The sequence below is a fragment of the Amycolatopsis sp. NPDC089917 genome (assembly GCF_040684635.1).
Lineage (GTDB): Bacteria > Actinomycetota > Actinomycetes > Mycobacteriales > Pseudonocardiaceae > Amycolatopsis.
Genome location: NZ_JBFBGL010000004.1, coordinates 60,396 through 83,866, shown reverse-complemented (window position 1 = coordinate 83,866; position 23,471 = coordinate 60,396). Strand labels below are relative to the sequence as shown.

The 23,471-nt window shown below is 69.4% G+C and carries 20 protein-coding genes; 6 read left to right on the top strand and 14 right to left on the bottom strand.

Translation table 11 applies throughout. The features are described 5' to 3' along the window. Nucleotides 1-8: 8 nt before the first annotated feature. Nucleotides 9-551, top strand: a complete 543-nt coding sequence (locus AB0N89_RS04990) for a bifunctional nuclease family protein (RefSeq protein WP_364200302.1) — start codon at nt 9-11, stop codon at nt 549-551. Between the two features lie 83 nt (nt 552-634). Here AB0N89_RS04990 and AB0N89_RS04985 read toward each other — a convergent pair whose 3' ends face one another. From AB0N89_RS04985 to AB0N89_RS04960, 6 genes are all read right to left on the bottom strand, one after another. Continuing rightward, a complete protein-coding gene (locus AB0N89_RS04985; RefSeq protein ID WP_364200300.1) occupies nt 635-6,124 on the bottom strand; it encodes a carboxyl transferase domain-containing protein in 5,490 nt (1,829 codons plus the stop codon). A 383-nt stretch (nt 6,125-6,507) separates the two neighbouring features. Next, nucleotides 6,508-7,731: a DUF222 domain-containing protein gene (locus tag AB0N89_RS04980; protein WP_364200298.1), complete on the bottom strand. Its 1,224-nt coding sequence runs from the start codon at nt 7,729-7,731 to the stop codon at nt 6,508-6,510. 364 nt (nt 7,732-8,095) lie between these two features. Further along, nucleotides 8,096-8,392: a hypothetical protein gene (locus tag AB0N89_RS04975; RefSeq protein WP_364200296.1), complete on the bottom strand. Its 297-nt coding sequence runs from the start codon at nt 8,390-8,392 to the stop codon at nt 8,096-8,098. After that, nucleotides 8,389-8,697 carry a hypothetical protein gene (locus AB0N89_RS04970; RefSeq protein WP_364200294.1) on the bottom strand — a complete coding sequence of 103 codons (309 nt, stop codon included), beginning with the start codon at nt 8,695-8,697 and terminating at the stop codon, nt 8,389-8,391. The genes AB0N89_RS04975 and AB0N89_RS04970 overlap by 4 nt, the downstream gene beginning before the upstream one ends. Before the next feature lie 212 nt (nt 8,698-8,909). Next, nucleotides 8,910-10,139, bottom strand: coding sequence for a GGDEF domain-containing protein (locus AB0N89_RS04965; protein ID WP_364200463.1), 1,230 nt, complete (start codon nt 10,137-10,139; stop codon nt 8,910-8,912). Between the two features lie 418 nt (nt 10,140-10,557). Beyond that, nucleotides 10,558-11,808 (bottom strand): MFS transporter, encoded by a 1,251-nt coding sequence (locus AB0N89_RS04960; protein ID WP_364200292.1) that lies wholly within the window; start codon nt 11,806-11,808, stop codon nt 10,558-10,560. A 126-nt stretch (nt 11,809-11,934) separates the two neighbouring features. Here AB0N89_RS04960 and AB0N89_RS04955 point away from each other — a divergent pair, with 126 nt between their 5' ends. Continuing rightward, nucleotides 11,935-12,225: a hypothetical protein gene (locus AB0N89_RS04955; RefSeq protein WP_364200290.1), complete on the top strand. Its 291-nt coding sequence runs from the start codon at nt 11,935-11,937 to the stop codon at nt 12,223-12,225. A gap of 102 nt (nt 12,226-12,327) precedes the next feature. Here AB0N89_RS04955 and AB0N89_RS04950 read toward each other — a convergent pair whose 3' ends face one another. From AB0N89_RS04950 to AB0N89_RS04940, 3 genes are all read right to left on the bottom strand, one after another. Further along, nucleotides 12,328-13,416 carry a discoidin domain-containing protein gene (locus tag AB0N89_RS04950; RefSeq protein WP_364200288.1) on the bottom strand — a complete coding sequence of 363 codons (1,089 nt, stop codon included), beginning with the start codon at nt 13,414-13,416 and terminating at the stop codon, nt 12,328-12,330. A 129-nt stretch (nt 13,417-13,545) separates the two neighbouring features. Then, complete coding sequence (locus tag AB0N89_RS04945; RefSeq protein ID WP_364200287.1) at nt 13,546-13,965, bottom strand: hypothetical protein; 420 nt, start codon at nt 13,963-13,965, stop codon at nt 13,546-13,548. Nucleotides 13,966-14,071: 106 nt separating this feature from the next. Continuing rightward, nucleotides 14,072-15,010 carry a helix-turn-helix domain-containing protein gene (locus AB0N89_RS04940; protein ID WP_364200285.1) on the bottom strand — a complete coding sequence of 313 codons (939 nt, stop codon included), beginning with the start codon at nt 15,008-15,010 and terminating at the stop codon, nt 14,072-14,074. 91 nt (nt 15,011-15,101) lie between these two features. Between AB0N89_RS04940 and AB0N89_RS04935 the strand changes: the two genes are divergently transcribed. Genes AB0N89_RS04935 through rnhA form a run of 3 tightly spaced genes read left to right on the top strand, consistent with a single transcriptional unit; the run spans nt 15,102 to nt 17,218 of the window. Further along, the gene (locus AB0N89_RS04935; protein WP_364200283.1) at nt 15,102-15,506 is read left to right on the top strand and encodes a DUF6010 family protein; all 405 of its coding nucleotides are present in this window, start codon (nt 15,102-15,104) and stop codon (nt 15,504-15,506) included. Nucleotides 15,507-15,522: 16 nt separating this feature from the next. Continuing rightward, the gene (gene dinB / locus AB0N89_RS04930; RefSeq protein WP_364200281.1) at nt 15,523-16,713 is read left to right on the top strand and encodes a DNA polymerase IV; all 1,191 of its coding nucleotides are present in this window, start codon (nt 15,523-15,525) and stop codon (nt 16,711-16,713) included. 22 nt (nt 16,714-16,735) lie between these two features. Then, nucleotides 16,736-17,218: a ribonuclease HI gene (gene rnhA, locus AB0N89_RS04925; RefSeq protein ID WP_364200279.1), complete on the top strand. Its 483-nt coding sequence runs from the start codon at nt 16,736-16,738 to the stop codon at nt 17,216-17,218. 9 nt (nt 17,219-17,227) lie between these two features. On the opposite strand, the gene AB0N89_RS04920 is transcribed toward rnhA, so the two are convergent. The 4 genes from AB0N89_RS04920 to AB0N89_RS04905 form a co-directional block, all read right to left on the bottom strand. After that, the gene (locus AB0N89_RS04920) at nt 17,228-17,899 is read right to left on the bottom strand and encodes a hypothetical protein (protein ID WP_364200277.1); all 672 of its coding nucleotides are present in this window, start codon (nt 17,897-17,899) and stop codon (nt 17,228-17,230) included. Nucleotides 17,900-18,095: 196 nt separating this feature from the next. Next, nucleotides 18,096-18,593, bottom strand: a complete 498-nt coding sequence (locus AB0N89_RS04915) for a hypothetical protein (protein ID WP_364200275.1) — start codon at nt 18,591-18,593, stop codon at nt 18,096-18,098. After that, nucleotides 18,590-20,002 (bottom strand): HAMP domain-containing sensor histidine kinase, encoded by a 1,413-nt coding sequence (locus AB0N89_RS04910; RefSeq protein WP_364200273.1) that lies wholly within the window; start codon nt 20,000-20,002, stop codon nt 18,590-18,592. Before AB0N89_RS04910 ends, AB0N89_RS04915 begins: the two co-directional genes overlap by 4 nt. Further along, a complete protein-coding gene (locus AB0N89_RS04905) occupies nt 19,999-20,691 on the bottom strand; it encodes a response regulator transcription factor (RefSeq protein ID WP_364200271.1) in 693 nt (230 codons plus the stop codon). The genes AB0N89_RS04910 and AB0N89_RS04905 overlap by 4 nt, the downstream gene beginning before the upstream one ends. Before the next feature lie 110 nt (nt 20,692-20,801). Here AB0N89_RS04905 and AB0N89_RS04900 point away from each other — a divergent pair, with 110 nt between their 5' ends. Next, nucleotides 20,802-21,749, top strand: coding sequence for a phosphatase PAP2 family protein (locus AB0N89_RS04900; protein ID WP_364200269.1), 948 nt, complete (start codon nt 20,802-20,804; stop codon nt 21,747-21,749). 124 nt (nt 21,750-21,873) lie between these two features. Here the strand turns inward: AB0N89_RS04900 and AB0N89_RS04895 are convergent, their stop codons facing one another. Next, entirely contained in the window at nt 21,874-23,382 is a 1,509-nt protein-coding gene (locus AB0N89_RS04895) for a GGDEF domain-containing protein (protein WP_364200267.1), read from the bottom strand. Nucleotides 23,383-23,471 lie beyond the last annotated feature (89 nt).

Sequence of the window (23,471 nt, the reverse complement as noted above, 5' to 3'; positions counted from 1 at the left end):
TACCGCACATGATCCCGATGGACGTCGAGGGGATGGCAGTCCTGGCTCCGGAAGCGGCACCGGTGATGCTGCTGCGGGAGCGCGAGGGCGAACGCCGCTGGCTGGCGATCACGATCGGCGGCCCCGAGGCGAGCGCGGTGGCGCTCGCGCAGGAGAAGATCCGGCTGCCCCGGCCCGGCACGATCGAACTGATCGGCAAGGTGGTCGAGTCGTTCGGGCACCGCGTCATCGGCGTGGAGGTCACCGCGCTGCGGGACGGCATCTTCTTCGCCGACCTGGTGCTCGATTCCGGCATCCGCATCTCGGCCCGGCCCAGCGACGCGGTCGCCATCGGGCTGCGCGCCGGCGTCGTGATCGAGGTGGCGGACTCGGTACTGGAGGTCGCTTCGGTGCGGGTCGAGATCGTGGGAACCGGGCCCGACGCGGAGCTTCCTTCGGTGCCGCGGGATCCGGCCGCGCAGGAGCGGGAGGTCGAGGAGTTCCGGGCGGCGCTGGACAAGATCGCGCCGGAGGACTTCGGGGACCTGCCGCCCGACTCGCCTGATCATTAGGTCTTATCCCGATGTCATGAAAGGGTCGTTCAGGACATTTTTCGTCCTGAACGACCCTTTCATGACATTCCGGCAGGGGAGGACTACTGCTTCGCCAGGCCCCGTTCGATCGCCTCGATGATGCGCGGCCGCATCTCGGCGGCGCCGATGATCGCGTCCACCGAACCGACCTTCACCGCACGCTCGATGCTGTGCACGCCGTCGAACTCCGAAGCGACCGCGCCCAGCTTCTCGGCCCGCACCGAGGACTGCACCTCGGCCAGTTCCGCGGCCAGCGCGGCACGTTCGGCACCGGTCGCCCCGCTGAGCTTCTCCGACAGCGACCGTACCCGCTGATCCGCCGCGGTCCGCGCGTTGACCTCACCGGAGAACACGACCGCCGCGGCGGGCGCGCCACCGAGCACGGAGGCGAACGAGCCTTCCAGCGCCAGCACGGTCATGTTCGGGTTCAGGGCCTTCGAGAAGACCACGAACGCGCCGCCGTGGTACCGCGAGATCACGGTGAACACGATCGGGCCCTCGAAGTTGACGATCGCGCGGCCGATCTCGGCGCCGTACTCCAGCTGGAGTTTCCGCATCGACTCCGGCGAGCCGTCGAAGCCGGACAGGTTCGCCAGCACCACCAGCGGCCGGTTGCCGCTGGCCGCGTTGATCGCCCGCGCCGCCTTCTTCGACGACCGCGGGAACAGTGTGCCCGCGGTGTAGGTGTCCGGACCGTCGGTGGGAGGGAAGCCGCGGCGCGGCACCGAACGCGACTCGATGCCGAGCAGGCACACCGGCCGCCCGCCGAGGTGCACGTCCTGCACGGCCGCGGTCTCCGCGTCGGCCATGCCCGGCCAGCGCTCCAGCACCGGGTGGTCCTGGTCGGACAGCGCGCGCATCACGGTGCGGATGTCGAACGGCTTCTTGCGGTCCGGGTTGGCTTCCCGCGAGAAGATCTGGCCGACCGTGGTGAAGTCGCTGTCGACGGCCGCGTGCGGGAACGGCGAGATGTCCCGGTCGATCGGGTCGTTCGTGACCGCCTTGCGCGGGCCGGTCTCCTCCGGCGCCACGTAAGTGTGGTCGTAGTGCGACATCAGCACGTCACGGGCCGCGGTGAGGTTCGGCGCCCAGTACTGCGCCTGGCCGTTCGGGCCCATGACGCGGTCGTAGCCGCCGATGCCGAAGTTGTCCTCGGCCGAGACACCACCGGAGAAGTCGAGCGACTGCTTGCCGGTCAGCACCATCGCGGAATCCGGCGTCATCACCAGGATTCCCTTGGTGTGCATGAGCATCGTCGCTTCGGCGTTCCAGTACGGCTGGGCGCCGACGTTGATCCCGGCGACGACGATGTTGATCTCGCCGCCGTCCTGGGTGAAGTGCACGATCCGCTTGAGCGCGGCCGCGACCCAGTCCATGTTCTCGGTACCGGACTCCATCGAGATCCGGGCGCCCGCCGAGAGCGCGTACCACTCCAGCGGGACCCGCAGCTCCTCGGCGAGGTCCAGCGCGGCGATCACCCGCGAGCACTCCGGCTCCGACAGCGCGCCGAGCGCCTTCGTCGGGTCGCCCAGCAGCACGACGCGCTTGACGCCCTCCGGGTGACGCTCGGTCGGCGTGGTGACCACACCGGCGACGATCGCCGCCTTGTTGCGCCCCTTCTTCCGCTCGACCGGGACGAGCTTGTTGGCGTCGTCCATGTCGTACTCGGTGAACGAGCCGAGCATCTCGGTCAGCTCATACGGGTACACCGTGTCGCGACGGCGAGCGCGCAGCACGTTCTGGCGGTAGTCGTCAAGCGGGAGGATCGGCTCGGTGATCGGCTCGGACAGCGACATCTGCACGCCGCCGCTGACGTCGTAGCCGATGCGCACGGCGACCTCGGCGACGTCGCCGGTCACCCGGTCGCGCTGCCTGCCGAGGAACTGGACCTCTTCGAGACCCGCACCCGCCGTCGACGGCTGCACGCGCTGCGCGACCGTGTTCAGCTCTTCGCCGGTGAGCTCACTGGTCGGCCAGACGTAGAGCATGACCCTGTTGGTGTCGAAGCGCTTCTTCGGCGGAAGCTTCGCCTGCACCTCGCGGATCGCGTCGAGACAGCCCGCCAGCGTGCCTTCGACGGCGGGCAGGGCCAGCAGCTTGCCGTCGTTGTCCCGCAACGGGGTCAGGTCACGGACCTGGGCGAGCGCGACCAGCCGCTGATCCGACGGGTTCATCGGCGAGACGCACTTGAACAGGTAGACGTCCTCGTCACCGGACGGCAGCCGGGTGAGGTCGAAGGTCGCCAGCCGCTGCAGCTGCATCCGCTGGGCGATCAGCGGGTGCAGACCGCGGATCAGCCGTTCCTCGCTGAAACCGGTCGAGGACGGGCGGAAGGTGAAGTGGTGGTGCATCACCGCGCCGCCGTGCCCGGCGACCGTGGTGGTGACGCGCCGGATCCGGCTCGGCAGCGACTCGGCCGTGAGGATCTCACGCAGGCCGGCCGCCATCGCGTCGTCGTCGGCCGACTCGTCGTCCCACGTCAGGTAGATGTCCGCCTCGACGTCGGTGTCGGCGGGCAGCTGGGCGGCGAGATCGGCGACCGCCTTGATCGCGCCGGGCAGCCCGGCGCGATCGACGGCGGTGGTGGCCATGTGGAACCGCTCGTTCTCGTCGGCGTAGTCACCGGCGACGAAGGTGCAGCCGCCGACGGTGACCTGCTCGACACCGGTGAGCGCGCGGTTGCCGTAGTAGCGGCGGCTCAGTACTTCGAGCAGCGGGGTGTGATCGGTGCCGGGGCGCCCGATCCGCTGTCCGAGCAGGCGCACCAGCGGTTGCGCGCTGGCCTGCATGCTCGCGATCCGCTCGGCGCGATCCGGCGAGTCCGGGTGCTGGTCGAGGTGACGCAGGTGTTTGCGGACCTCGCTGTACACCTCGGCGCGGGTACGGCGGAGCAGCGGCTGGGCGAACCAGCGGAACACCACGCTGCGGGCCAGGTCGCCGACCACCGGGAAACGGAGCTGGGTGGCGGCGATGAGCGCCTCCAGCGCCTTGCCCGCCGGCTCGCGCATCGACTCGAACGGCTGCGCCTCGGTGAGCCACTGCCGCAGCAGAGCGGTGACGACCGCTACGTCGGACGAGGTCCGCTGCTGGGCGAGGAAGATGCGGAAGACCGCCTCCTCCAGCTCCGGCGTCCGCTCCAGGTCGGTGATGCCGTAGTGCTCCAGGACCTTCGTGAGCTTGTTCTGGAACGACTCCGACAGCCCGGCGCGTTCGACGTCGAGGCTCTGCAGGTAGGTGTGGAAGAACTCGCGGGAGCTGTGCACCGGCGTGTCCGACTTGGCCTCTTCGCTCGCCGGCTTGTTGCGCATCAGCTCGGACAGGTCGGCGAACACGGTCAGCAGTTCGACCTCGCCCTCCAGCGGGCGATCGCCGTTGTCCTCCAGCTCGGCGCGGGCGGCCAGGTACGCGCTGAGCGTGCGGCGCTCGTCGTGCGGGTCGACGTCGAAGCCGAGCAGGAGGCTGCGCAGGTCCTGCTGTCCGCGCGCGATCCGCTGCGCCGCCGACGTGCCGTCCGGCTCCGCGGGCAGCTCGATCTCGACGCTGCCAGTGTCCTCGGCGGCCTCTTCGCCTTCCTCCGCCACCGGTTCGAGCCGCAGCAGGGGAGCGCCGGTCTCGACCTGGCTGCCGACCGAAACCACGCACTCACGCAGCTTCGCGCGGAACGGTGCGCGGAGCACCGTCTCCATCTTCATGCTTTCCAGCACCAGCACGGGCGCTCCGGCTTCGACCTCGGCGCCGACCTCCAGCGGCGTCGCGACGACGAGCGCGGGCGCGGGCGAGCGGACGACGCCGCCCTCGTCGCGGCTGATGCGGTGGGTGACGCCGTCGACCTCGACCAGGTGGATCGGCCCGTGCGTGCCGGTGACCAGGCGGAACCGGGTGCCGTTGACGGTGATCTGGCCGGTGTGCTCGTCGAACCGGTCGACCTCGACGTCGGCGGGGTGGATGTCGCCGCCGCCCGCGGAGACGCCGACGCGGAACCGGCGGTGGCCGATCCGGGCCACGCTCACGCGGTACGCGGCGCCGCGCAGTTTGAGGTCGAGCGGACGACCGCTCTCGTGCTGGACCTGCGGGCGGCCACCGTGCGCGGTGGACAGAAGCCGTTGGCGCTCGACGGCTTCCTCGTCCTCGTAGGCCTCGATCGCGGCGGCCGCGAGCGCGATCGCCGAATGGCGGTGGGTGACCAGCTTGCCTTCGCCGCGGACGCGGTCGATCCAGCCGGTGTCGGCGCTGCCGTCGATCACCTCGGGCTGGTCGAGCAGGTCGAGGACGAAGCTCTTGTTGGTCGCGCCGCCCTCGATGATGACGGTGGTCTGCGCCATCGCGCGGCGCAGACGGCCGAGCGCCTCGTCACGGTCGCGGCCGTAGGCGATGATCTTCGCGATCATCGAGTCGAAGTCGGCCGGGATCGTGTCGCCTTCGCTGACGCCGGTGTCGACCCGGATGCCGGGTCCGGCGGGCAGGTCCAGGCGGGCGATGCGGCCGGGCGACGGGGCGAAGTCGCGGTCCGGGTCCTCGGCGTTGAGCCGCGCCTCGACGGCGTGCCCGAACTCGGCGGGCTGAACGCCGTCGAGCTTGCCGCCGGAAGCGACGTGCAACTGGGCCTTGACCAGGTCCATGCCGGTGGTCAGCTCGGTGATCGGGTGCTCGACCTGCAAGCGGGTGTTGACCTCGAGGAAGGCGAACAGCTTGTCGCCCGGGTGGTAGAGGAACTCGACCGTGCCGGCGCCCCGGTAGTCGACCGCGAGCGCGAGCCGCTCGGCGGACCGCTTGAGCTCGTCGGCCTGCTCGGGGCTGAGCACCGGGGAGGCGGACTCCTCGATGATCTTCTGGTTGCGGCGCTGGACGGAACAGTCGCGGACGCCGAGCGCCCAGGCTGTGCCCTGGCCGTCGGCGATGACCTGGACCTCGACGTGCCGGGCGCCGGTGACCAGGCGCTCCAGGAACACGACGCCGCTGCCGAAGGCGCGCTCGGCCTCCAAGCTGGTGCGCTCGTAGGCGTCCTTGAGCTCGTCGGCGGAGGTGATGACGCGGATACCGCGACCGCCACCGCCGGCGGTGGCCTTGAGCATCAGCGGGTAGCCGATCTCGTCGGCCGCGCGGATGGCTTCGTCGAGGTCCGCGACGGCGCCGCGGCTCCACGGCGCCACGGGCACGCCGACCTCTTCGGCGATCAGCTTCGCGCCGATCTTGTCGCCGAGCTTGCGCATCGCGTCCGCGCTCGGACCGATGAAGGTGACACCGAGCCGTTCACACAGCTCGGCGAAGGCCGGGTCCTCGGCCACGAAGCCCCAACCGACCCAGGCCGCGTCGGCCCCGGTCTCGGTCAGCGCCCGCTCCAGCACGGCGAAGTCCAGATACGGACGAGCCGACGCGGGACCCAGGTTGTGGCTGATGTCGGCTTCCCGCACGAACGTCGCCGACCGGTCCGCGTCCGTGTAGAGAGCGACGGTCTCGATCCGCTGTCCGGTCTCCGCCGACAGCTCGCGGACGGCATGGATGAGCCGCATCGCGGCTTCTCCGCGGTTGACGATGGCGACACGACTGAACACCGACTGAGCCTCCCAAGTACGCAGCACAACAGGGTGGACATCCCGCCGGATCACACGCGGGACAGTCTCCTGTACCTGTCTAACAGCCTGCCTCTTACCGGCCGGTACGAGAATGTCGTCGGTGGCGCATGCCGAGGGCCGGGTCTTGTAGGAACCCGCCAAAAAGTGTCCTGGAACACCTAGTACAGGGCCCTGATGACGTGATGAAGTGGACAATCGGGGGCCGGACTTGCTAGCCGGGTTCGTGAGGTGTCACCAGGTGTTCACGCCGGTTTCATCGGGGTGGCAGGGTGACTGTTCCAGCGAGGCGGTGTGCCCGTTCTCGGCGGCGGCCACGTGGATCCCGTGTGGAGGTATCGACGCTACCGGCTTTCGATCATGGCTCAGAACGAGGGTGGCTCGTCGTCGGGGGATGTCGCGGGGCGGGGCTCGTGCAGGGGAGGCGGCTTGCTGTCGTAACTCTGACCGGTCGGGGTGGTGATGGTGAGGGTGCCGTCCGGGTCGAGGGTGTAGGTCCAGCCGGGTTCGTCTTTCAAACGATGGTCGCGACGGCAGAACGCGGCGAGGTCGGCGACGTCGGTGTGGCCGCCGAAGTGCCACGGCACCGAATGATCCAGGTCGCAGGCTTGGGCGACGCGGTGGCAGCCGGGTCTTCGGCATTCACGGTCCCGGACCCGGACGAATTCGTCGAGCCCGGCGGTGGGCCGATACCGTTCCCGTCCCAGATCCAGCACTTGTCCGGACAGCGGGTCGGTGATGATCCGCCGCAGCACCGTGTTCGCGCCGGTGGCGATCTCCCGTGCCAGCGGCGCCGGGATGTGACCATGCCCGGCCAGCTCCGCCGGATCCTCGTTGAGACCGAGGTAGGTGGTCAGGTCCATGTAGAGGAACACCTCCGACCGTTCCCGGGAACCACCCTGCCCGCCCAGCAAGAGATCGAGGGCGACATCGGCGCGGAGCTGGTCGAGGGTGCGGGTTTCGCCGCCGGCCTTGAGCGCCCGGGCCTCCCGGTCGATCCGCGCGTAGGCGGCCGTCACCTTCTCGACCGGGCCGTCCTCGACCTCGATCGAAGCGACGCCCGTGTCACCATGGCGCAGTCTCAGGCGACGACCGGCACGGTTGCGCTCGGCCCGCCGGGACGCGCCCTCGCGATCGATGGTCGTCGCCGCGTAGTTCGCCGCCCGCCGGATCTGAGTCGTGTTCCTTCCCACGAGTCTGTCCTCCAGCACGGCGTCGGCTGTGCGGGCGTTGTCATCGGACAGCCATGCGGTCGCGGCGGCGACCTTCATCGCCCCGGCGCCGGCGAGCAGTCCTCGGTCCATCAAGTCCAGCGTCCGGGGTAGCCGGGTGGTCAGCGCCTTCGCCGTGGAGACCAGTGCTCCGGCGTGACTGTCCATGACGGACAGCGCGAACGCTACTTCCTGCACGACGCTGGAGGCCCCGTCACGGTGCCGGGCCAACTGTGCGATCGCGCGGAACCGGATCGCTTCCAGCCGCGCGATATCCGCCGACGTCGCCTGCGCGAGCGCCACGCATGCCTCGGCGTCGAGGCTGCGATGATCGATGTTTTCCTTGGGGGAAGCCAAAAAGGCTGTGTTTGTGTCCACGAGCGAAACCGTACGGGCACCCACCGACAATTCCGTCCACGAAGACCGTGGCCGATTTCGGCAACGGCCCGTTCAGTGGTAATGACGCAAGTCGCCCACAGTGAAGACCAAGGCCGAGAAGTGCTGGTACACAAGGAAATCCTGACTCCTTGCTCGTTGTTCTCCAGCCCGAGCCCATTGTCGTGAACGGTAACCTCACGACATCCGGCGAACCACTCCGGAGAATACGGGCCCACCACCACGACGGGACCGACGGCGCTGTCCACAGGTGGTCCCCAATCCGCAGAGGACATATGGCCCGAGTGCACCGAAGGAAGCCCGTAATGCTCCAAGGCTCCCGCTTGCCCGTAGTTCCGCGTGAAGATCACCGGCGTTGCCGTGAGGGATCCGGTCCCAAACCCGGGTGACCGTGGAAGCGAACTCCGGCCAGCCCGCCTTGCTCCTTGTTGACCGCCAGACCAGGAGCCAGCGCGGACACCGGCAGCAGCGGCAGTCCGACGATCAAGGAGGACGCCGCGCCGAACACGGCCCAGATCACCGGCAGAACGCGGCGCGAGGTCCTGCCGAGCCAACGCAGACAGGGTTCCGCGCTCGCGGACGCGAGCAGCGACAAGAACGGCGCCGAGTAATACGGTTTTCCGCCCAGTGCCAGCAGGATCACGCACAACATTGGATAGGCCGGGGCGAACGAATGAGCCCAGCGCAGGTCCGGATCCCGCCAAAGCCGTAAACCCCGGCGATCCAGACCGGCACGAGCGCGGGGGACAGGTAGAGGAGTTGCATCGGCACGAAAAAGATCCGGTTCTCCGCGCCGCCGTCCTCGCTGATCCCGGAAGCCACGGTCAGCAAAGGGAAATCGTGGGTCGCCTGCCAGGTCAGCCCCGGCGCCGCCAGTGCCGGCGCGAGCAGGATCCCGGCGGGCAGCCACCAGGTGCGGAACACCGTCCGCGGGCCGGCGGTGAGCACCGCGACGCCGATGACGGCGCCGACCGCGAGTCACCAGCGTCTGTAATAGCCCTACGCGAGCCTTTTGCCCACCGCGAGGAAGTACAGCTCGTCCCGATGAAATCCGTGTCTTCCGGACGACAAGGTCAGGACCGAGACCTGTATCGCGACAACCAGACCGACCGGACCCCAAGCGAATCGCCTCTTCGTACCCCCCCCGGACGACGCGAAGCCTACTGCGCGGGAGGGGCCAGTTCGACGCGATTGCGACCGCCCTGCTTCGCCCGGTAGAGCGCGGTGTCGGTGGCGACGAGCAGGTCGTCGACGCTGGTGATGTTGGCGGCCGGGTACAACGCCCCGCCGATCGACACCGTCAGATCGGTCAGCACGGTGTCCCGATCGGGCAGCGCGACCGAGACCACCGCGACCTGATGCCGGATCCGCTCGGCCACCTGGCGCAGCGTCTCTTCGCCGTGGATGTCCGGGATGACGATCGCGAACTCCTCGCCGCCCCACCGCCCGCAGACGTCCTGCTCGCGGATCTCTGCGCGCAGCGCGTCACCGACCGCCCGCAGGACGAGGTCGCCGTTGGGATGCCCGTAGGTGTCGTTGATCGTCTTGAAGTTGTCGAGGTCCAGGAACAGCACGCCGAGTTTCCGCCCGGCCCGTGTCCGGCCCAGGAGTTCCTCGGCCAGCTGACGCCAGCGGCGTTTCGTGACGAGCCCGGTGGTGGCGTCGGTGTGCGCGTCGCGCCGGTACTGCGTCAGCAACAGCCCGCGGTGCAGCGCGACCAGCGCGATGACGACCCCGACCAGGACCAGCGGGTTGGCCTGCACGAGGACGACTGCGGTCACGAGGCCGAGGCCGAGCGCGCCCGCTTCGAGGATCTGGTCGCCGAACCCGGAGAACAGCTCGCCGATCGACTTCGGGGGCGACGAGAGCGCGATCGCGATCATCACCAGCACGGTGTTGATCGCCCAGCGCAGGGCCGCGGCCACGATGATGACGGCGAGGTCGCCCAGTCCCGCGAGCAGCCCGGAGTCGGGCGAACCGGGGTAATGACGCATGCCGAGGCTGAGGACGACGACGGCGGCCTGCGTGCCGCAGAGCACCGTCGCGGCGGAAAAGATCCACCGATGGGGGAGCACCGGCCGCTGGTGCGGCCAGATCCGCAGCCATGCGATGGTGTAGGTCACCACGACCATCGCGGCGGCGAGTACCGGCGGCAGCGCGATGACGGCGGCGACGCTCCACACCGCCTTGGTGTCGACGTAGGCGACCGACGGTGCTCGGTCGTACTCCCGTTGGCGTTCGATCTGCCGGGTGCCCTCGATCGCGATGGCCGCGCACAGCGTCAAGACGCCGAAGCGGACCAGGTCTGTTCCGGTCACCGGGACCAGCCAGGCCGTGGCGGCGGTCGAGAGGACCGCGATGAGATTCACGACCAGGACGTAGGTACGCACAGGTCGCGGCAGGCTCCACAGGTGCCAGGCCTTGAGCCGCCGCCGCGCGCCGCCGAGTCGTCCGTCCACGCACCCTCTTCCGTCGGTGATCTACACCGTAATCGAACCGGGACTGCGACGACCGTCGTTGTCCGGACGATAAGAAACGCGGCCTCGAATTCCCCCGGACAGCCCAACCGGAAAGAGGGAGGTGCACCGATGCAGGACAACAACTGGTGAATGTTTTGCCTGATGTATCGCTATTTCGAGGGAGGTGAACGACATGCGGGACAACAACTGGACCACTCGGCGTGACAACAACTGGACGTGAGTGATCTCGCCCACGAGCGTGCGGCTTCGCGAAGGGAGGTGAACGCGGTGCGTGACAATAACTGGACGACCCGTCGTGACAACAACTGGACGTGATGAACCGATCGAGTCAGGAACCATGTTCGCCAACGGGTGTCGTCCCGCCGGCCGGCCCCACGGGATCCCTGGGGTCGCGGTGGGACGACACCGCCCGTGACCAGCCCACCCCGGCGACGCAGGCGACCACGACGCCCGCGGCCGCGGCGACGGTGACCACGGTGGTCGGCGCGACGACCTGGACCAGCAGCCCGGCGGCCGCGATCCCCGCCGCCTGAGCCGCCCGCAGCGCCGCGATCGCGACCCCGATCACCTGGCCGCGATGCGCCGACGGTGCGGCCAGGCTGTACTGCGTCTGGGTGATCATGTCGTGCGCGGAGAACACACCCGAGAGTGTCCACAGCACGACGATCGTGACCAGGCCGGACGTCCAGCCGGTCGGGATCAGCGCCAGGCTGCTCGCCACCGTCAGCGCGCCCAGTACCCGGACCTGCCGTTCGCGCGGGATCCTGCTCAGCAGGATCCCGCCGAGCACCGAGCCGACCGGGTTCGCGGCCAGCAGCCATCCGAGCGCGCCCGCGCCGCCCAGTTCGGCGGCGACCGGGACGGCGAGACCCTCGGGTACGACGTAGAAACCGCAGCAGCAGGCGATGAGCAGCAGCCAGCGCAGCTTGCGGTCGCGGGCGACCAGACGGCAGCCCGCGAGCAGGGAAGGGCGCTTGTGGCGGCTCGGCGCCGAAGGCGGGTAGCGATCGAGCCCGAAGCGGAGCATGACGGCCGACAGCGCGAACGTTCCGGCGTCGATCAGCAGCGCCCCGGGAACGCCGAGACCGGCGACGACGGCTGCGCCCGCGCCGAAGCCCACCACGAGCCCGGCCTGATAGGTGGACGAGATGATCGCCTGGCCGACGACCAGCCGGTCCGGATCGAGCAGGTCCGGCAGCGTCGCCTGCCGGGCCGCTTGGAACGGCCCGGCCAGCAGTTGCACGACGAACAGCAGTGCCGCCGCGACGGGCAGCGGCAGGCCGGGCACCGCCATCAGCGCGATCAGGACCGCGCGGCCGAGGTCGGTCACCACCATCACGGTGCGGCGCGAGCACCGGTCCGCGATGCCGCCCAGCGCACCGCCGAGAAGGTCGGGGACGAAGGTGAGCGCGTACGCCGCCGCAGCCCAGCCCGCCGACGACGTCCGATCGAACACCAGCACCGTGAGCGCGACCCTGGCCAGCTGGTCACCGGCGACCGAGAGCAGATGCGCGAGCCAGATCCGGCGGAACCCGGCGACCGCGAACACGCTGCGGAACGACGCCGCTCGGGCTGGCATGCGCTTCAGGCTGTCGTGAAGCGACCACTTCGCGCAACCCCGAGGATCTTCGAAAAATATCCGCCGCCGTGTCGAACCGCCGAGGGCCCGTTCGACGTGTCAGTAAGAGAAGGAACGGAGAATCCGATGTCGCATTCACTGGGCCCGCTGGCGAACAACCTCGCCGCCTACGCCATCTACTCGACCGCGCAGACCGAGATGCGCCACGCCTACAAGCTGATCGAGGCCGGCGACTATCTCGGCGCCGCCGCGGAGATCGATTCCGCCGCGCACGCCGCCGAGGTCCTCGCCCGCGCCACCTCCGAACTGGACGCCGAGCGTTCGGAACGATGGCTCAGAGTGGTCGCCGCACGACGGCGGTTCGCCGAACAGGCCCGGGTGCGGGCCTCGGACACCGCCCTGTCGCTCGTCGCGTGACTCAGCCCGCCGGATAGGCCGAGCCGATCCAGGCCTCGTCCACCCGCAGCCGGTCGGTGCCCTGGCTGTCGACCTTCTCGACCCGCACATGCCGCGCTGTCGTCACGGGCAGGTCGATGAACTGCACACCCCGGTGGTTCGGCAGTGTGCGGTCTTCACCGGCGAACCCCAGTCCTTCCCGTCCGCGCTGACGTAGACCCGGTAGTTCTTGATCCGCGCCGAATTCGACGCCGGGTACGTGGTCGAGTCCTCACGCTGGTTGATCCCGATGTACTGGATCCGTTTCGGCGTTCCGAGGTCGAACCGCAGCGACACCGGCTTCGCGGACGTCGCGTCCCAAAAGGTCGAGTAGTCGCCGTCCGCCGCGGCCTGCGCCGGATGCCCGCTGCCGGAGGCACTGGCGCTCATCGTGTACGACGACGGCGGATAGACGCCTTCGCGTCCGCTGGTCTCCACCGCGAACACGGTGTCGTACTGGTCCCACGACGAGACGCCCGACAAGGTGAGCTTGCCACCCGATTGGCTGTGCGCGACCATGGCGCTGGTGCGCGGGTTCGTCACCCGCTTGACCTTGTAGCCGTTGTCCCGCAAAGAAAGCGTCCTTCCGGACGGGGGCGTGAGCACGTGGAGATAGTGCTTGTCCGGGTCCGTTTTGGACACCGTCGTGACGCCGTGCGCGCCGTCGTTCCAGAAGCCGGGAGCGAACCCGCCGTGGTCGTAACCGCCGCCGTAGGTGCCTTCGATGGACGGCCAGATCTTGTCGAAGTATCCGGCGGCGAAGTCGTTGAACGCCTCCTGGTTCGAGGGGAACCGCCCGTTGACCATGGCGGTTTCGGCCATCAGCGCCTTGACGTCCGAGCCCTTGTTGGCCAGGTATCGGCCGAGGGTGCGCTTGTAGTCGACAGCCGAGTTCGAGCCGCTGTACCACCACGCGCCGGACGTGGGGAGCTTGAAACACGCCTCGATCAGCCGCGGCGCGGCGGTGTAGACCGCCTGCGGGTAGTCGTAGGCCGGGGTCATGCCGGTCTTCTGCTCGTTGCTGATCGTGTCCATGATCGGCGTGTCTTCGTTGTTGTTGCTCAGCAGGTAGTCCGGTCGCTCCCGGCGCACGCGTTCGTAGAGGCCGTTGCGCTCCCAGTACGCGTTGTCGTTGTCGATCCAGAACCCGGCGAGATCGGGATAGCGCCGCATGATCTCGACGAAGTTGTCGTAGCCGAACTCGCCGAAACCGTCGCGGGTGCGCAGATCGACCTGCTTGCCCTTGTACTTCGAGTACGCGGACGAGTTCAGCCAGCTCTTGCCGGAGCCGAGACCTTCGTCCTACCACTGCGGATCGTCGGTCATGCAGGTGATGACCTTGACGCCGCCCGCCTTGCCCGCGGCGATCAGCTCGCCGAGGAAGTCCCTTTTGGTGGAACAACTTCCCGGGATCGTGGACGGCCACGCCCGGCCGTAGCCGAGCCTGCTGTGGAACGACGCCAGCACGACGTACTGCGCGTGCAGCTTCTTCGCTTCGCCGATCCAGTATTTCGCGTTCCAGCCGCCGTCGGTGACGGCCTTTTCCCAGTCGCCGCACTCGGTGTACCCCGGTGACGTGCGCATTCCCCAGTGCAGGAACAGCCCCGCGGTCGAGGCGCGCAGCCACTCCTGGCGGGGGTGCCGCACTTCCGCGTTCGCGGGTGTGATCCCGGTGAAAAGGAGAATGAGGGCGAGCAGGACGATCGGCTTCTTGCCCAGCACGAGCTTGCCTCCTGACGACGTCCCCTACGGCGGGCGAAGACGTGCTCGATGATGTGTAGGGCCATGGTCGCCGGGAAGCCGGGTTACCGGCAAGAGGCGTTCCCGCTCAACGGAAAGCGCGTCGATAGGTGACCGGGCTGACGCCGGTCGTGCGCTTGAACCGGTCGCGGAACGAGGTGGGCGAACCGAAACCGACTTCGGCGCCGATCCGTTCGACGGCGTACTGGGTGGTCTCCAGCAGATGCTGCGCCTGCCGGATCCGTGTCCGGTGCAGCCATTGCAACGGAGTCGTCCCGGTCTGTTCGCGGAAGTGCCGGATGAGCGTGCGGGTGCTCATCCCGGCGCGGGCGGCGATGTCGGCGAGGCTGAGGTCGCTCGCGAGGTTCTCCTGCATCCAGAGCAAGGTGGGTTCCAGCGCCGCGCCACGGGGAGCCGGGGGATGCCGCAACGCGATGAACTGCGCCTGGCCGCCCTCGCGTTCCAGCGCCATCACCGAAAGGCGGGCGGCGTCGGCCGCGATCGCGGCGCCGTGGTCGCGCCGGATCAGGTGCAGGCACAGGTCCATGCCCGCGGCGGCGCCCGCCGAGGTGAGGATCTGCCCGTTGTCGACGTAGAGGACGTCCGGGTCGACGTCGATCTCCGGGTATGCGGCGGCCAGCGCCTCCGCGGCGATCCAGTGCGTGGTGGCGCGGAGGCCGTCGAGCAGGCCCGCGGTGGCGAGGATGAACGTGCCGGAACAGATCGACGCGATCCGGGTGCCCTTCGCGGCGGCCGAGGTGAGCGCGTCGCGGACGATTTCCGGCAACGGCCCCGCCGGATCGGCCGTGCCCGGGACGATGATCGTGTCGGCCTCGCGCAGCGCCTCCAGCCCCCACGGTGCGCGCAGAGTGAAGTGCCCGGCGTCGACGTCCGGACGCTCGGCACAGATGAGAACCCGATAGCCGGCGCTCCCGTCGGCGAGCCGGGTCCTGGCGAAGACCTCGATCGGTGTCGAGAGGTCGAAGGGGATCACCTTGTCCAGCGCGAGGACGGCGACGGTGTGCATGACCGCAACCTACCTGCCGATGGCGAGATCCCGGTGGAAGACGGCATTCGCGCCACTGGGAGCGGACGCCGTCCGGTTCTAGCGTCGAGCCATGATGATCATCGCGCCGATTCTCGTCGGCCTCGTCTACGTCGTGCTGATGTCGCTGATCCGCGAGCCGCACCGCCGCCGCTTCAACGCGGTCATGGTGGCGGGCGCCGGCGCCGCGTACCTGAGCGGTGGCGGCCTCGGGATCTGGGAGTTCGCGTTCACCGCCGTCGTCACCTATGTGGCGTACCGCGGCTTGGAGTCCTGGACGTTCATCGGCGTCGCCTGGCTGCTGCACACCGGCTGGGACGTCGTGCACCATCTCAAGGGGGCCCCGATCATCCCGTTCGCGGAACACTCCTCGTTCGGCTGCGCGATCTGCGACCCGGTGATCGCGATCTGGTGTTTCACGGGCGGGCGATCAGTGGCGGATCTCTTCCGCGCGCGTGTTGGCCGCTCGGCCGTTTGATGCGAACATATGTTCTATGACGACCGAGGGTCCCATCCTGCACGCCGACCTGGACTCGTTCTACGCGTCGGTCGAGCAGCGTGACGACCCGAGCCTGCGCGGGCGGCCGGTCATCGTCGGCGGGGGCGTCGTGCTGGCGGCCAGTTACGAGGCCAAGGCGTACGGCGTCCGCACCGCGATGGGAGGCGGGCAGGCGCGGCGGTTGTGCCCGGACGCGATCGTCGTCCCGCCTCGGATGCACGCGTATTCGGAGGCGAGCAAGGCGGTCTTCGAGGTCTTCGGCAACACGACGCCGCTGGTGGAGGGCATCTCGATCGACGAGGCCTTTCTCGACGTCGGCGGCCTGCTGAAGATCGCGGGCACGCCGAGCCGGATCGCCGCGAACCTGCGGAAGGACGTCCTGGACCAGGTCGGTCTGCCGATCACGGTCGGCGTCGCCAGGACGAAGTTCCTCGCGAAGGTGGCCAGCGGGGTCGCGAAACCCGACGGTCTGCTCGTCGTGCCGCACGACAAGGAGATGGAGTTCCTGCACCCGCTGCCCGTCGAGCGGTTGTGGGGCGTGGGCAAGGTGACCGCGCAGAAGCTGCGCGAGCGCGGCGTGAGGACGGTCGGTCAGATGGAGGGATTCGGGGAAAAGGAACTCGTCCGGATGCTCGGCCGCGGCGTCGGCGCTCACCTGCACGCCCTCGCCCACAACGACGACCCGCGGCGGGTGCAGAGCGGCCGCCGTCGCCGTTCGATCGGGGCGCAGCGGGCGCTCGGCAGCAGACCGCGTACGCCCGCCGAACTCGACGCGATGCTGCTGACCCTGGCCGATCGCCTGGCCCGGAGGCTGCGCGCGGCGCACCGGGTGTGCCGGACGGTGGTGCTGCGCCTGCGGTTCGCCGACTTCACCAAGGCGACCCGCTCGCACACCCTGCTGGAGGCGACCGAGCGGACCGGCGCGATCGTGGCGGCGGCGCGCGAACTGCTCGCGGCGGCGAGACCCTTGATCGACGAACGCGGGCTCACGCTGATCGGCCTCGCGCTCACGAACCTGACGAAAGACGACTCGATCCAGCTGGCCCTGCCTTTCGACGCCAAGCCGAGGGACGCGCTCGACGCGACACTCGACACCGTCCGGGACCGCTTCGGCTCGAAGTCCATCACCCGGGCGGTGCACCTCGGCCAGACCGAGGAGCCGTGGGTGCCACTGCTGCCGGACTGACCTTGTTCATTAAGGTGTCCCGGTGGCGGAAGTCGAGATCTACACCGATGGCGCGTGCAGTGGCAACCCCGGCCCCGGCGGCTGGGGCGCGGTGCTGCGATACGGCACGGTCGAGAAGGAGATCTACGGCGGGGACGCCGGGCCGACCACGAACAACCGGATGGAGCTGACCGCGCCCATCGAAGCGCTGGAAAGCCTCAAGCGCCGGGTGACCGTGGACATCTACACCGACAGCACGTACGTCCGGAACGGCATCACCAGCTGGGTCCGGAACTGGAAGAACAACGGCTGGATGACCTCGGCCAAGACGCCGGTCAAGAACGCCGACCTGTGGCGCCGTCTCGACGAAGCCGCTTCACGGCACGAGGTCGAATGGCATTGGGTCAAGGGGCACGCCGGGCATCCGGAGAACGAGCGAGCGGACCGGCTCGCCGTCAAAGGCGTGGAAGAGGTCGTGGGACGACCGGTCGTCCAGCCCGGCGAGCGGTCCGCTCGGCGTCGTTAGAGGACATCGTCAGCAGCTGACGCTGACCTTCGCGCTCTTGGCGAAGGAGACGTGGACGTGGTCCATGTGGTTGGCGGTCGCGCCGCCGCGGTCCTCCATGGTGTCCCAGCCGCCGCCGTCGTTGTAGCGCTGGCGCCAGATGACGTAGGTGACGCCGAAGTCCTTCTGGTTGGCCAGGATGTAGTCGGCGATGGCGTTGCCGGTGGCGGTGTCCACCATGAAGTCCAGCGCGAGGCCGGAGGGGTGGTCGCTGGCGTTCGAACGGCCCGCGACGCCGCCGACGGTCTTGACGCCGAATTTCGCCTTGACGTGGTTGCCGACCTGGGCGACGTGCGGTTTGGTGCCGGCGAGGCTGGTCGAACACGCCGTCGTGGCGGGCACGGTCTTCTTGACCGGGGCGGGGGCCTTGGTCGACGTCGTCGGCTTCGGGGGAGCCGAGGAGGTCGACGGGGGCGGGGTGGTCGTCGTGCTGGAGGGCGGGGTGCTGCTGGGCGACGGCGGGGGAGTCACGCTGGAGACCGGGGGAGCCTGCAACGCGAGCGCGGCGCTGGCCGCTTCGACGTCAGGGGAACCTGCGGTGGTCAGCCACATCGACGCCGGGAGCGCCGTGGCGACCGCTGCCGCGATACCTGCGGGGAGCTTCCACTGCGGAGCCTTGTTCTTGCGATGTCTGCCGGCCATTTCTCTGATCACTCACCACTTCGGGGACGGGAACTCGCGTCGGGGGCCGCGAGCTCCGCGCAACATTACGAAAAGGACACGGCAATGTCACGCGCGAGTGTGCTCGCCCACAGTCACCTTGATTCGTGAACCAAAAGGGGCTCACGTCCGTACAGGTACAAGAAGTGCTTTTATGTGAGCACTGTGAGTGACGAATTCAGTCGGCTTTGCACGACTGGAAGTACACGTTCTCGTTCGGCGAGATCACGTTCACTCCCGGGGAGTGCAGGCTCCGCCCGTTGGCCGTCGAGGCCGCGATCACGGTGCAGATCAGCTGATTGATGGCCTGGTCGGACAATTTGTGCACCGAGAACGGCAGCGCGACGCTCGACGGGTCGCCCGGGTACACCGCGACCCGGCCGAGCCCCGGGGGCACGAACGTGGTGAGCCCCTGCGCGGCCTCCCGCTCCGTCGGCCCCTTCAACAGCAGCGTGACCGCGCCTTCGGGGGAGATGAAGCCTTCGCTGGGCCTGGTCACGGGGATGACACGCCCTTCGGAGACGAAGTACAGCGTCAGACCGCCGAGCACATAAGTCCCCTCGGTGTTGCGGATCGACGGTCCCGGACCGGCCGGGACGACACCGGTCGGCTGCACGCCGCAGGCCGCCACCAGTGTCGCGGCCGCGAGCGCGAGCAGAGCCCTGGTCCTCCTCATCGCGTCCCTCCTTCGGTCCGGTGCGGCAGGCGCAGGACGAACCGGGTGCCGTGCCCGGTGTTGGCGGCCGTGATGTCGCCACCGTGCAGCCTCGCGTTCTCCAGCGCGATCGCCAGGCCCAGGCCGCTGCCCTCCGAGCGGGCGCGGGACGTGTCGGCTTTGGTGAAGCGGTCGAACACGTGCGGCAGGACCCCGGGATCGATCCCGGGTCCGTGGTCGTCGACCACCAGCGTGACGCCGTCGACGGCGGAGCGCAGCCGGACTTCGACCGGGGGCGCGCCGTGCCGGAACGCGTTGCCGACGAGGTTGGCCACGATCAGGTCGAGCCGCCGCCGGTCGACGCGGGCGAGCACGCCCTCCGGCAGGTCGACGGTCAGGTCTTCGCCGTCGCGCCAGCCGCGGGCATCGAGACTGTCCCGGATCGCCGTCGCGAGATCCCACTCGTCGAGCACGAGTTCGGCGCGGCCCGCGTCGAACCGGGAGATCTCGACCAGATCCTGGACGAGCCGGGTCAGCCTGCGGGTCTCGCCCGAGACCAGCCGCGCCGCGACGGCGGTGTCCGGCGGCAGCTCCTCCGCGTCCTCGTCCAGGACGTCGGTGACCGCGTTCATCGCCGCGAGCGGTGTGCGGAGTTCGTGCGAGACGTCGGCGACGAACCGGCGAGCGTCGGCCTCCATGGCTCTCAGCTCGCCGACCGTGCGCTCCAGCTCGGCGGCGGTGTTGTTGAAGGTCGTGACCAGTTCGGCGAGTTCGTCTGACCCCTTCGCGGGCAGGCGGACGTCGAGCCTTCCTTCGCCGAGCTGGGCGGCGGCGGTGTTGAGCGCGCGGACGGGCCGCAGCACCTGTCTCGCCGCGAGCAGGGCGAGCGCGGCGGCCAGCGGCAGCGCGAGCGCGGCTGTCTGCCAGGCGTACTTCGCCAGTTCGTCGATGGCCTGTTGCTGCTGGACGAGCGACGTGAGCGAGTACACCTCGACGCCGCTGGACCGCATCGAGCCGTCCGGCTGCCGGGCCAGCACCGGCAGGCCGACCAGCAGTTCCGGGGTGGTGTCGCGATCCACGCGCTGGAACTGGATGCGGATGTCGTTCGCGACGGTCTGCCGCAGCTCGGGGGAGAACGTGGTCAGGTCCGGGCCGTTGACCGACCGCAGGTTCCGGTAGACCGCGACGGCGTTCAACCGCAGGCTGCCCGCGAAGTCGTTGAGCTGCTCCTGGGTCGGTGGCGTGGACAACGGACGGCCGTAGGCGCCGACCCGGTCCTTGAGCTGGTTCATCGCCGCGTCCTGGACCGCTTCGAGGATCGCGTTGCGGGCCGAGACGTAACTGGCCCCCGCCGCGGCCGCCGCGCCGATGATCGTCATCGCCGCGAACGCCAGGATGAGCCGGGGCCGCAGCCCGGAGAGCAGCCTCATGAACGGCCGAACCGGTACCCGAAGCCGCGGACGGTCTGGACGTGGTCGGGTTTCGCGGGAACGTCCTCGATCTTGGCGCGAAGCCGCTGGACACAGGCGTCGACCAGCCGGGAGTCGCCGAGGTAGTCGTGGTCCCAGACGGCGGAGAGGATCTGCTGGCGGCTGTAGACCTGACCGGGCGTGCGCGACAGCTCCAGCAGCAGTTTCAGCTCGGTCGGCGTGAGCGAGACCGGTTCGCCGTTCTTCGTGACCACCAGCCCGGCCCGGTCGATGACCAGGTGGCCGTGCCGCTCGACGGCCGGGTCTTCCTCGCTCGACGGCTTCTCGCTCACCGCGCGCCGCAGCACCGCCCGGATCCGGGCGTCGAGCACGCGGGGTTCGATCGGCTTGGTCACGTAGTCGTCGGCGCCCGCCTCCAGCCCGGCCACGATGTCGAAGTCGTCGCTGCGGGCGGTGAGCATGATGATCGGCACCTCGCCCGCCGCGCGGATGCGGCGGCAGGTCTCGAAGCCGTCGATCCCGGGCAGCATCAGGTCCAGCACGACGATGTCGGGCTGGAAGACCCGCAGTTTCTCCAGGCCGAGCTCACCGCTCTCGGCGGTGTGGACGGTGTGCGCCTGCCGGCGCAGCGCGAGTTCCAGTCCCTCCCGGACGGACGCGTCGTCTTCGATCACTAGGACACTTGCCACGTCGCCATTATTCGGATGTCGACGCGCGTGTGCGACTCGGCTCGATCTTGTAGCAGAACCATGACATTGTCCGGACCTCATGGCGAAACGGCCTGGGGACAGTGGGACCCATGGCCGTTCTCACCCCCGAAGCGAAACCGACCCCCGCCCACCGTCCGCTGCCCGGACGGCACGCCGAGACCAGGCGCACCCTGTCCAGGGCCGTGTTCCAGCTCGCCACCGGGCTGGGACTGGCCGCCGCGTTCGTCGTGACGTTCGTGCTCTTCGTGCACACGTCGGCGGGCCAGCTCGCGGAGAACGGCGTCGTCCGCAGCGCGCAGTCCGGCCAGTGGTCCACAATGGACTGGGCCGGGCCGCTGCGGGACCAGGACATGGTGCTCGTGATCGGCGCCGCCGGGATCGTGCTGATCGGCCTGGCGCTCCTTCGCCGCAAACCCGGCCTCATCGTCCCCGCGTTGATCGTCCTCGTGTTCCCGCTCGTCGCCGCGCAACTGCTCAAGCTGTACGTCCTCGAACGCCCCGACCTGCCCGACGGCGGTCGCGGACCGGGCCACAACAGCTTCCCGAGCGGGCACGTCAGCGCCGCCATGGCGATCCTGATGGCATTCGCTTTCGTTCTGCCCCAGCGGTTCCGTCCGGTGATCATCGGGCTGGGCGGTGTCGCCGTCGCCTGGGTCGCGTCGTCCACCATCGCGCTGGGCTGGCACCGGCTGAGCGACACGGCGGGCGCCTGCCTGCTGGGGGCGTCGTTCGCCTGCCTGCTCGCCGCCTGGCTGACCACGCGGCGCCGGGACCTGCGCCGCACGCCCGCCGCGCTGGTCGTGCTGGCCGCGGTGCTGCCCACCGCGATCGTGCTGATCGGGTTCGCGGTGCTGAGCACGGCGACCGACGGCGCCGCCCAGTTCGTCGCCGCGCTGGTGCTGGCCGCGCTGTCCGCGGTGGGGATCGTGCTGGTCACACTGTGGCCGTTGCGCGGTTCGATGTTCGAGCGGCGGGCCGGCGTCGAGACCCGGGTGGTCGACGACCTCCTCGAGACCCGCCTCGTGACCCGCCGCTGACGCGGGTCTTCGGAGGTGCTCCGGAATGTCACGTATGGGGCCGGGGTTGGGCCCCATACGTGACATCGTGCTCATGACACAACGCGGTCCCGGACCCCCGAGCGCATTCAGAGGACTGAACGCGTCAGTCCCGGCGTGCGTCCACGGCCCGGCTCAACGGCGACATCGGCGCCCGCGGCGAAGGAGGAACGGTGGAAGGCGCCAGGACCACCCGGTTCCGTCCGCTCCGCTTCGCTTGGTACATGGCCGTGTCCGCCGCGCGGAAGAGCTCGCCGTAGTCCGTCGAGTGCTCGGGCGAGAGCCCGACACCGATCGACACGGTGCAGCCGTGGATCGGCCCCACCGCGCGGGGTTCGTTGGTGGCGTGGCCGCTGGCGAGTTCGGTCAGCCCGGTGATGGCGGTCCTCGCGACGGCCTCCCGGATCCGCTCGGCGATCCGCATCGCCTCTTCGCGGGTCGTGTCCGGCAGCAGGACCGAGAACTCCTCGCCGCCCCACCGCCCGACGACGTCCGTCGCGCGAGTGTTCTGCCGGAGCACGGCGCTGACACAGCCGAGCACGATGTCGCCGCCGGAATGGCCGTACTTGTCGTTCCACTGCTTGAAGTGGTCGAGGTCCAGCATCAGGAACGCGGTCGGCCGCCGGTCGGTCTGGTCTTCGAGCAGCCGCAAGGCGGCCGGGGCGTGGAAGGAGTCCTCGGTCAGCAGCCCGGTCTTCCGGTCGCGCTGGCTGCGCGCGATCGTGTCCGCCAGCGTCTGCGACAGCCGGGTCGAGCGCAGCGCGACGCCGATCATCACCAGCGGCACGAGCGCGATGTTGACCGCGCCGAGGATCGTGGTGCACGCGGCGAGCTGCAGCGCGTAGACGAAGTCCGCGTTGTCGGCCCAGCTGCCGATCAGCTTCTGCCGTCGCCAGCCGCCCCACGCCAGGCCGCGCGCGATGCTGATCAGGAGCGTTTGGGACGCGAAGTACCAGAGCGCGGCGCCCACCAGGGCGACGGCGGCGATCGCGATGTCGCCGGCCCGCTGGGGGAGCGTTCCCGATTCGAGCCAGGTGTGCAGGGGCGTCAGCTGGGTGATCACGTGCACGCCGAGGATGGAGGCGGCGTGCGCGGCGGTCGTGAACAGGAACGTCGTCATGGCCTTGTGCGCGATGGAGTAGCGCTGCACGCGCACCATCAGCAACAGCGCCAGCGACAAGGCGGGCGGCAGGAGGACGGCCGCGCTGCCCAGCCAGACGGCGGTCTGGTCGATGTGCTCGCCCTGCCGGTCGTCGGCGCGGCGCTGCTCCTCGGGATGCTGCGTCTGGATGAGGTACCAGATCGCGCAGCCCGCGATCACGCCGAAGCGGACGAGGTCCGTGGTCGTGGCGGTGGCCTTGAAACCGCTGTACAGAGCCCAGAACGCGACCGCGATCTCGGTGCCGAGCATCCAGAAGACCGCCGCGGGCGGCAGTCGCCACAGTTCCCACCCCGCCGGATGCCGCAGGGTGTTCCAGGCGCGACCACGCAGCCGCCAGACGCGGGCGGCGGCGAGGCCGACGGTGTCGGCGAAACCCCGGAGCGAACCGGGCGGCCGCTCCGAAACCGCGTCACGGTCGTGCTTGCCGAACTCGCTGACGGGGTCCACCTCCATTCGTCACGCACCGCACCCGCTTCGATCTTGCTGGGTCACCGCAAGGGGGTGACAGGGGGACCGCGTTGACGATCGCGTGAGACACGGCA

Bases quoted from the DNA above. Each gene is read 5' to 3' on its own strand.
- AB0N89_RS04955 (WP_364200290.1), top strand. From the start codon at position 11,935: ATGTCGCATTCACTGGGCCCGCTGGCGAACAACCTCGCCGCCTACGCC.
- AB0N89_RS04920 (WP_364200277.1), bottom strand. From the start codon at position 17,899: ATGGCCGGCAGACATCGCAAGAACAAGGCTCCGCAGTGGAAGCTCCCC.
- AB0N89_RS04960 (WP_364200292.1), bottom strand. From the start codon at position 11,808: ATGCCAGCCCGAGCGGCGTCGTTCCGCAGCGTGTTCGCGGTCGCCGGG.
- AB0N89_RS04915 (WP_364200275.1), bottom strand. From the start codon at position 18,593: ATGAGGAGGACCAGGGCTCTGCTCGCGCTCGCGGCCGCGACACTGGTG.
- AB0N89_RS04910 (WP_364200273.1), bottom strand. From the start codon at position 20,002: ATGAGGCTGCTCTCCGGGCTGCGGCCCCGGCTCATCCTGGCGTTCGCG.
- AB0N89_RS04940 (WP_364200285.1), bottom strand. From the start codon at position 15,010: ATGCACACCGTCGCCGTCCTCGCGCTGGACAAGGTGATCCCCTTCGAC.
- AB0N89_RS04935 (WP_364200283.1), top strand. From the start codon at position 15,102: ATGATGATCATCGCGCCGATTCTCGTCGGCCTCGTCTACGTCGTGCTG.
- AB0N89_RS04895 (WP_364200267.1), bottom strand. From the start codon at position 23,382: ATGGAGGTGGACCCCGTCAGCGAGTTCGGCAAGCACGACCGTGACGCG.
- AB0N89_RS04900 (WP_364200269.1), top strand. From the start codon at position 20,802: ATGGCCGTTCTCACCCCCGAAGCGAAACCGACCCCCGCCCACCGTCCG.
- dinB (WP_364200281.1), top strand. From the start codon at position 15,523: ATGACGACCGAGGGTCCCATCCTGCACGCCGACCTGGACTCGTTCTAC.
- AB0N89_RS04990 (WP_364200302.1), top strand. From the start codon at position 9: ATGATCCCGATGGACGTCGAGGGGATGGCAGTCCTGGCTCCGGAAGCG.
- AB0N89_RS04950 (WP_364200288.1), bottom strand. From the start codon at position 13,416: ATGCGGCGCTATCCCGATCTCGCCGGGTTCTGGATCGACAACGACAAC.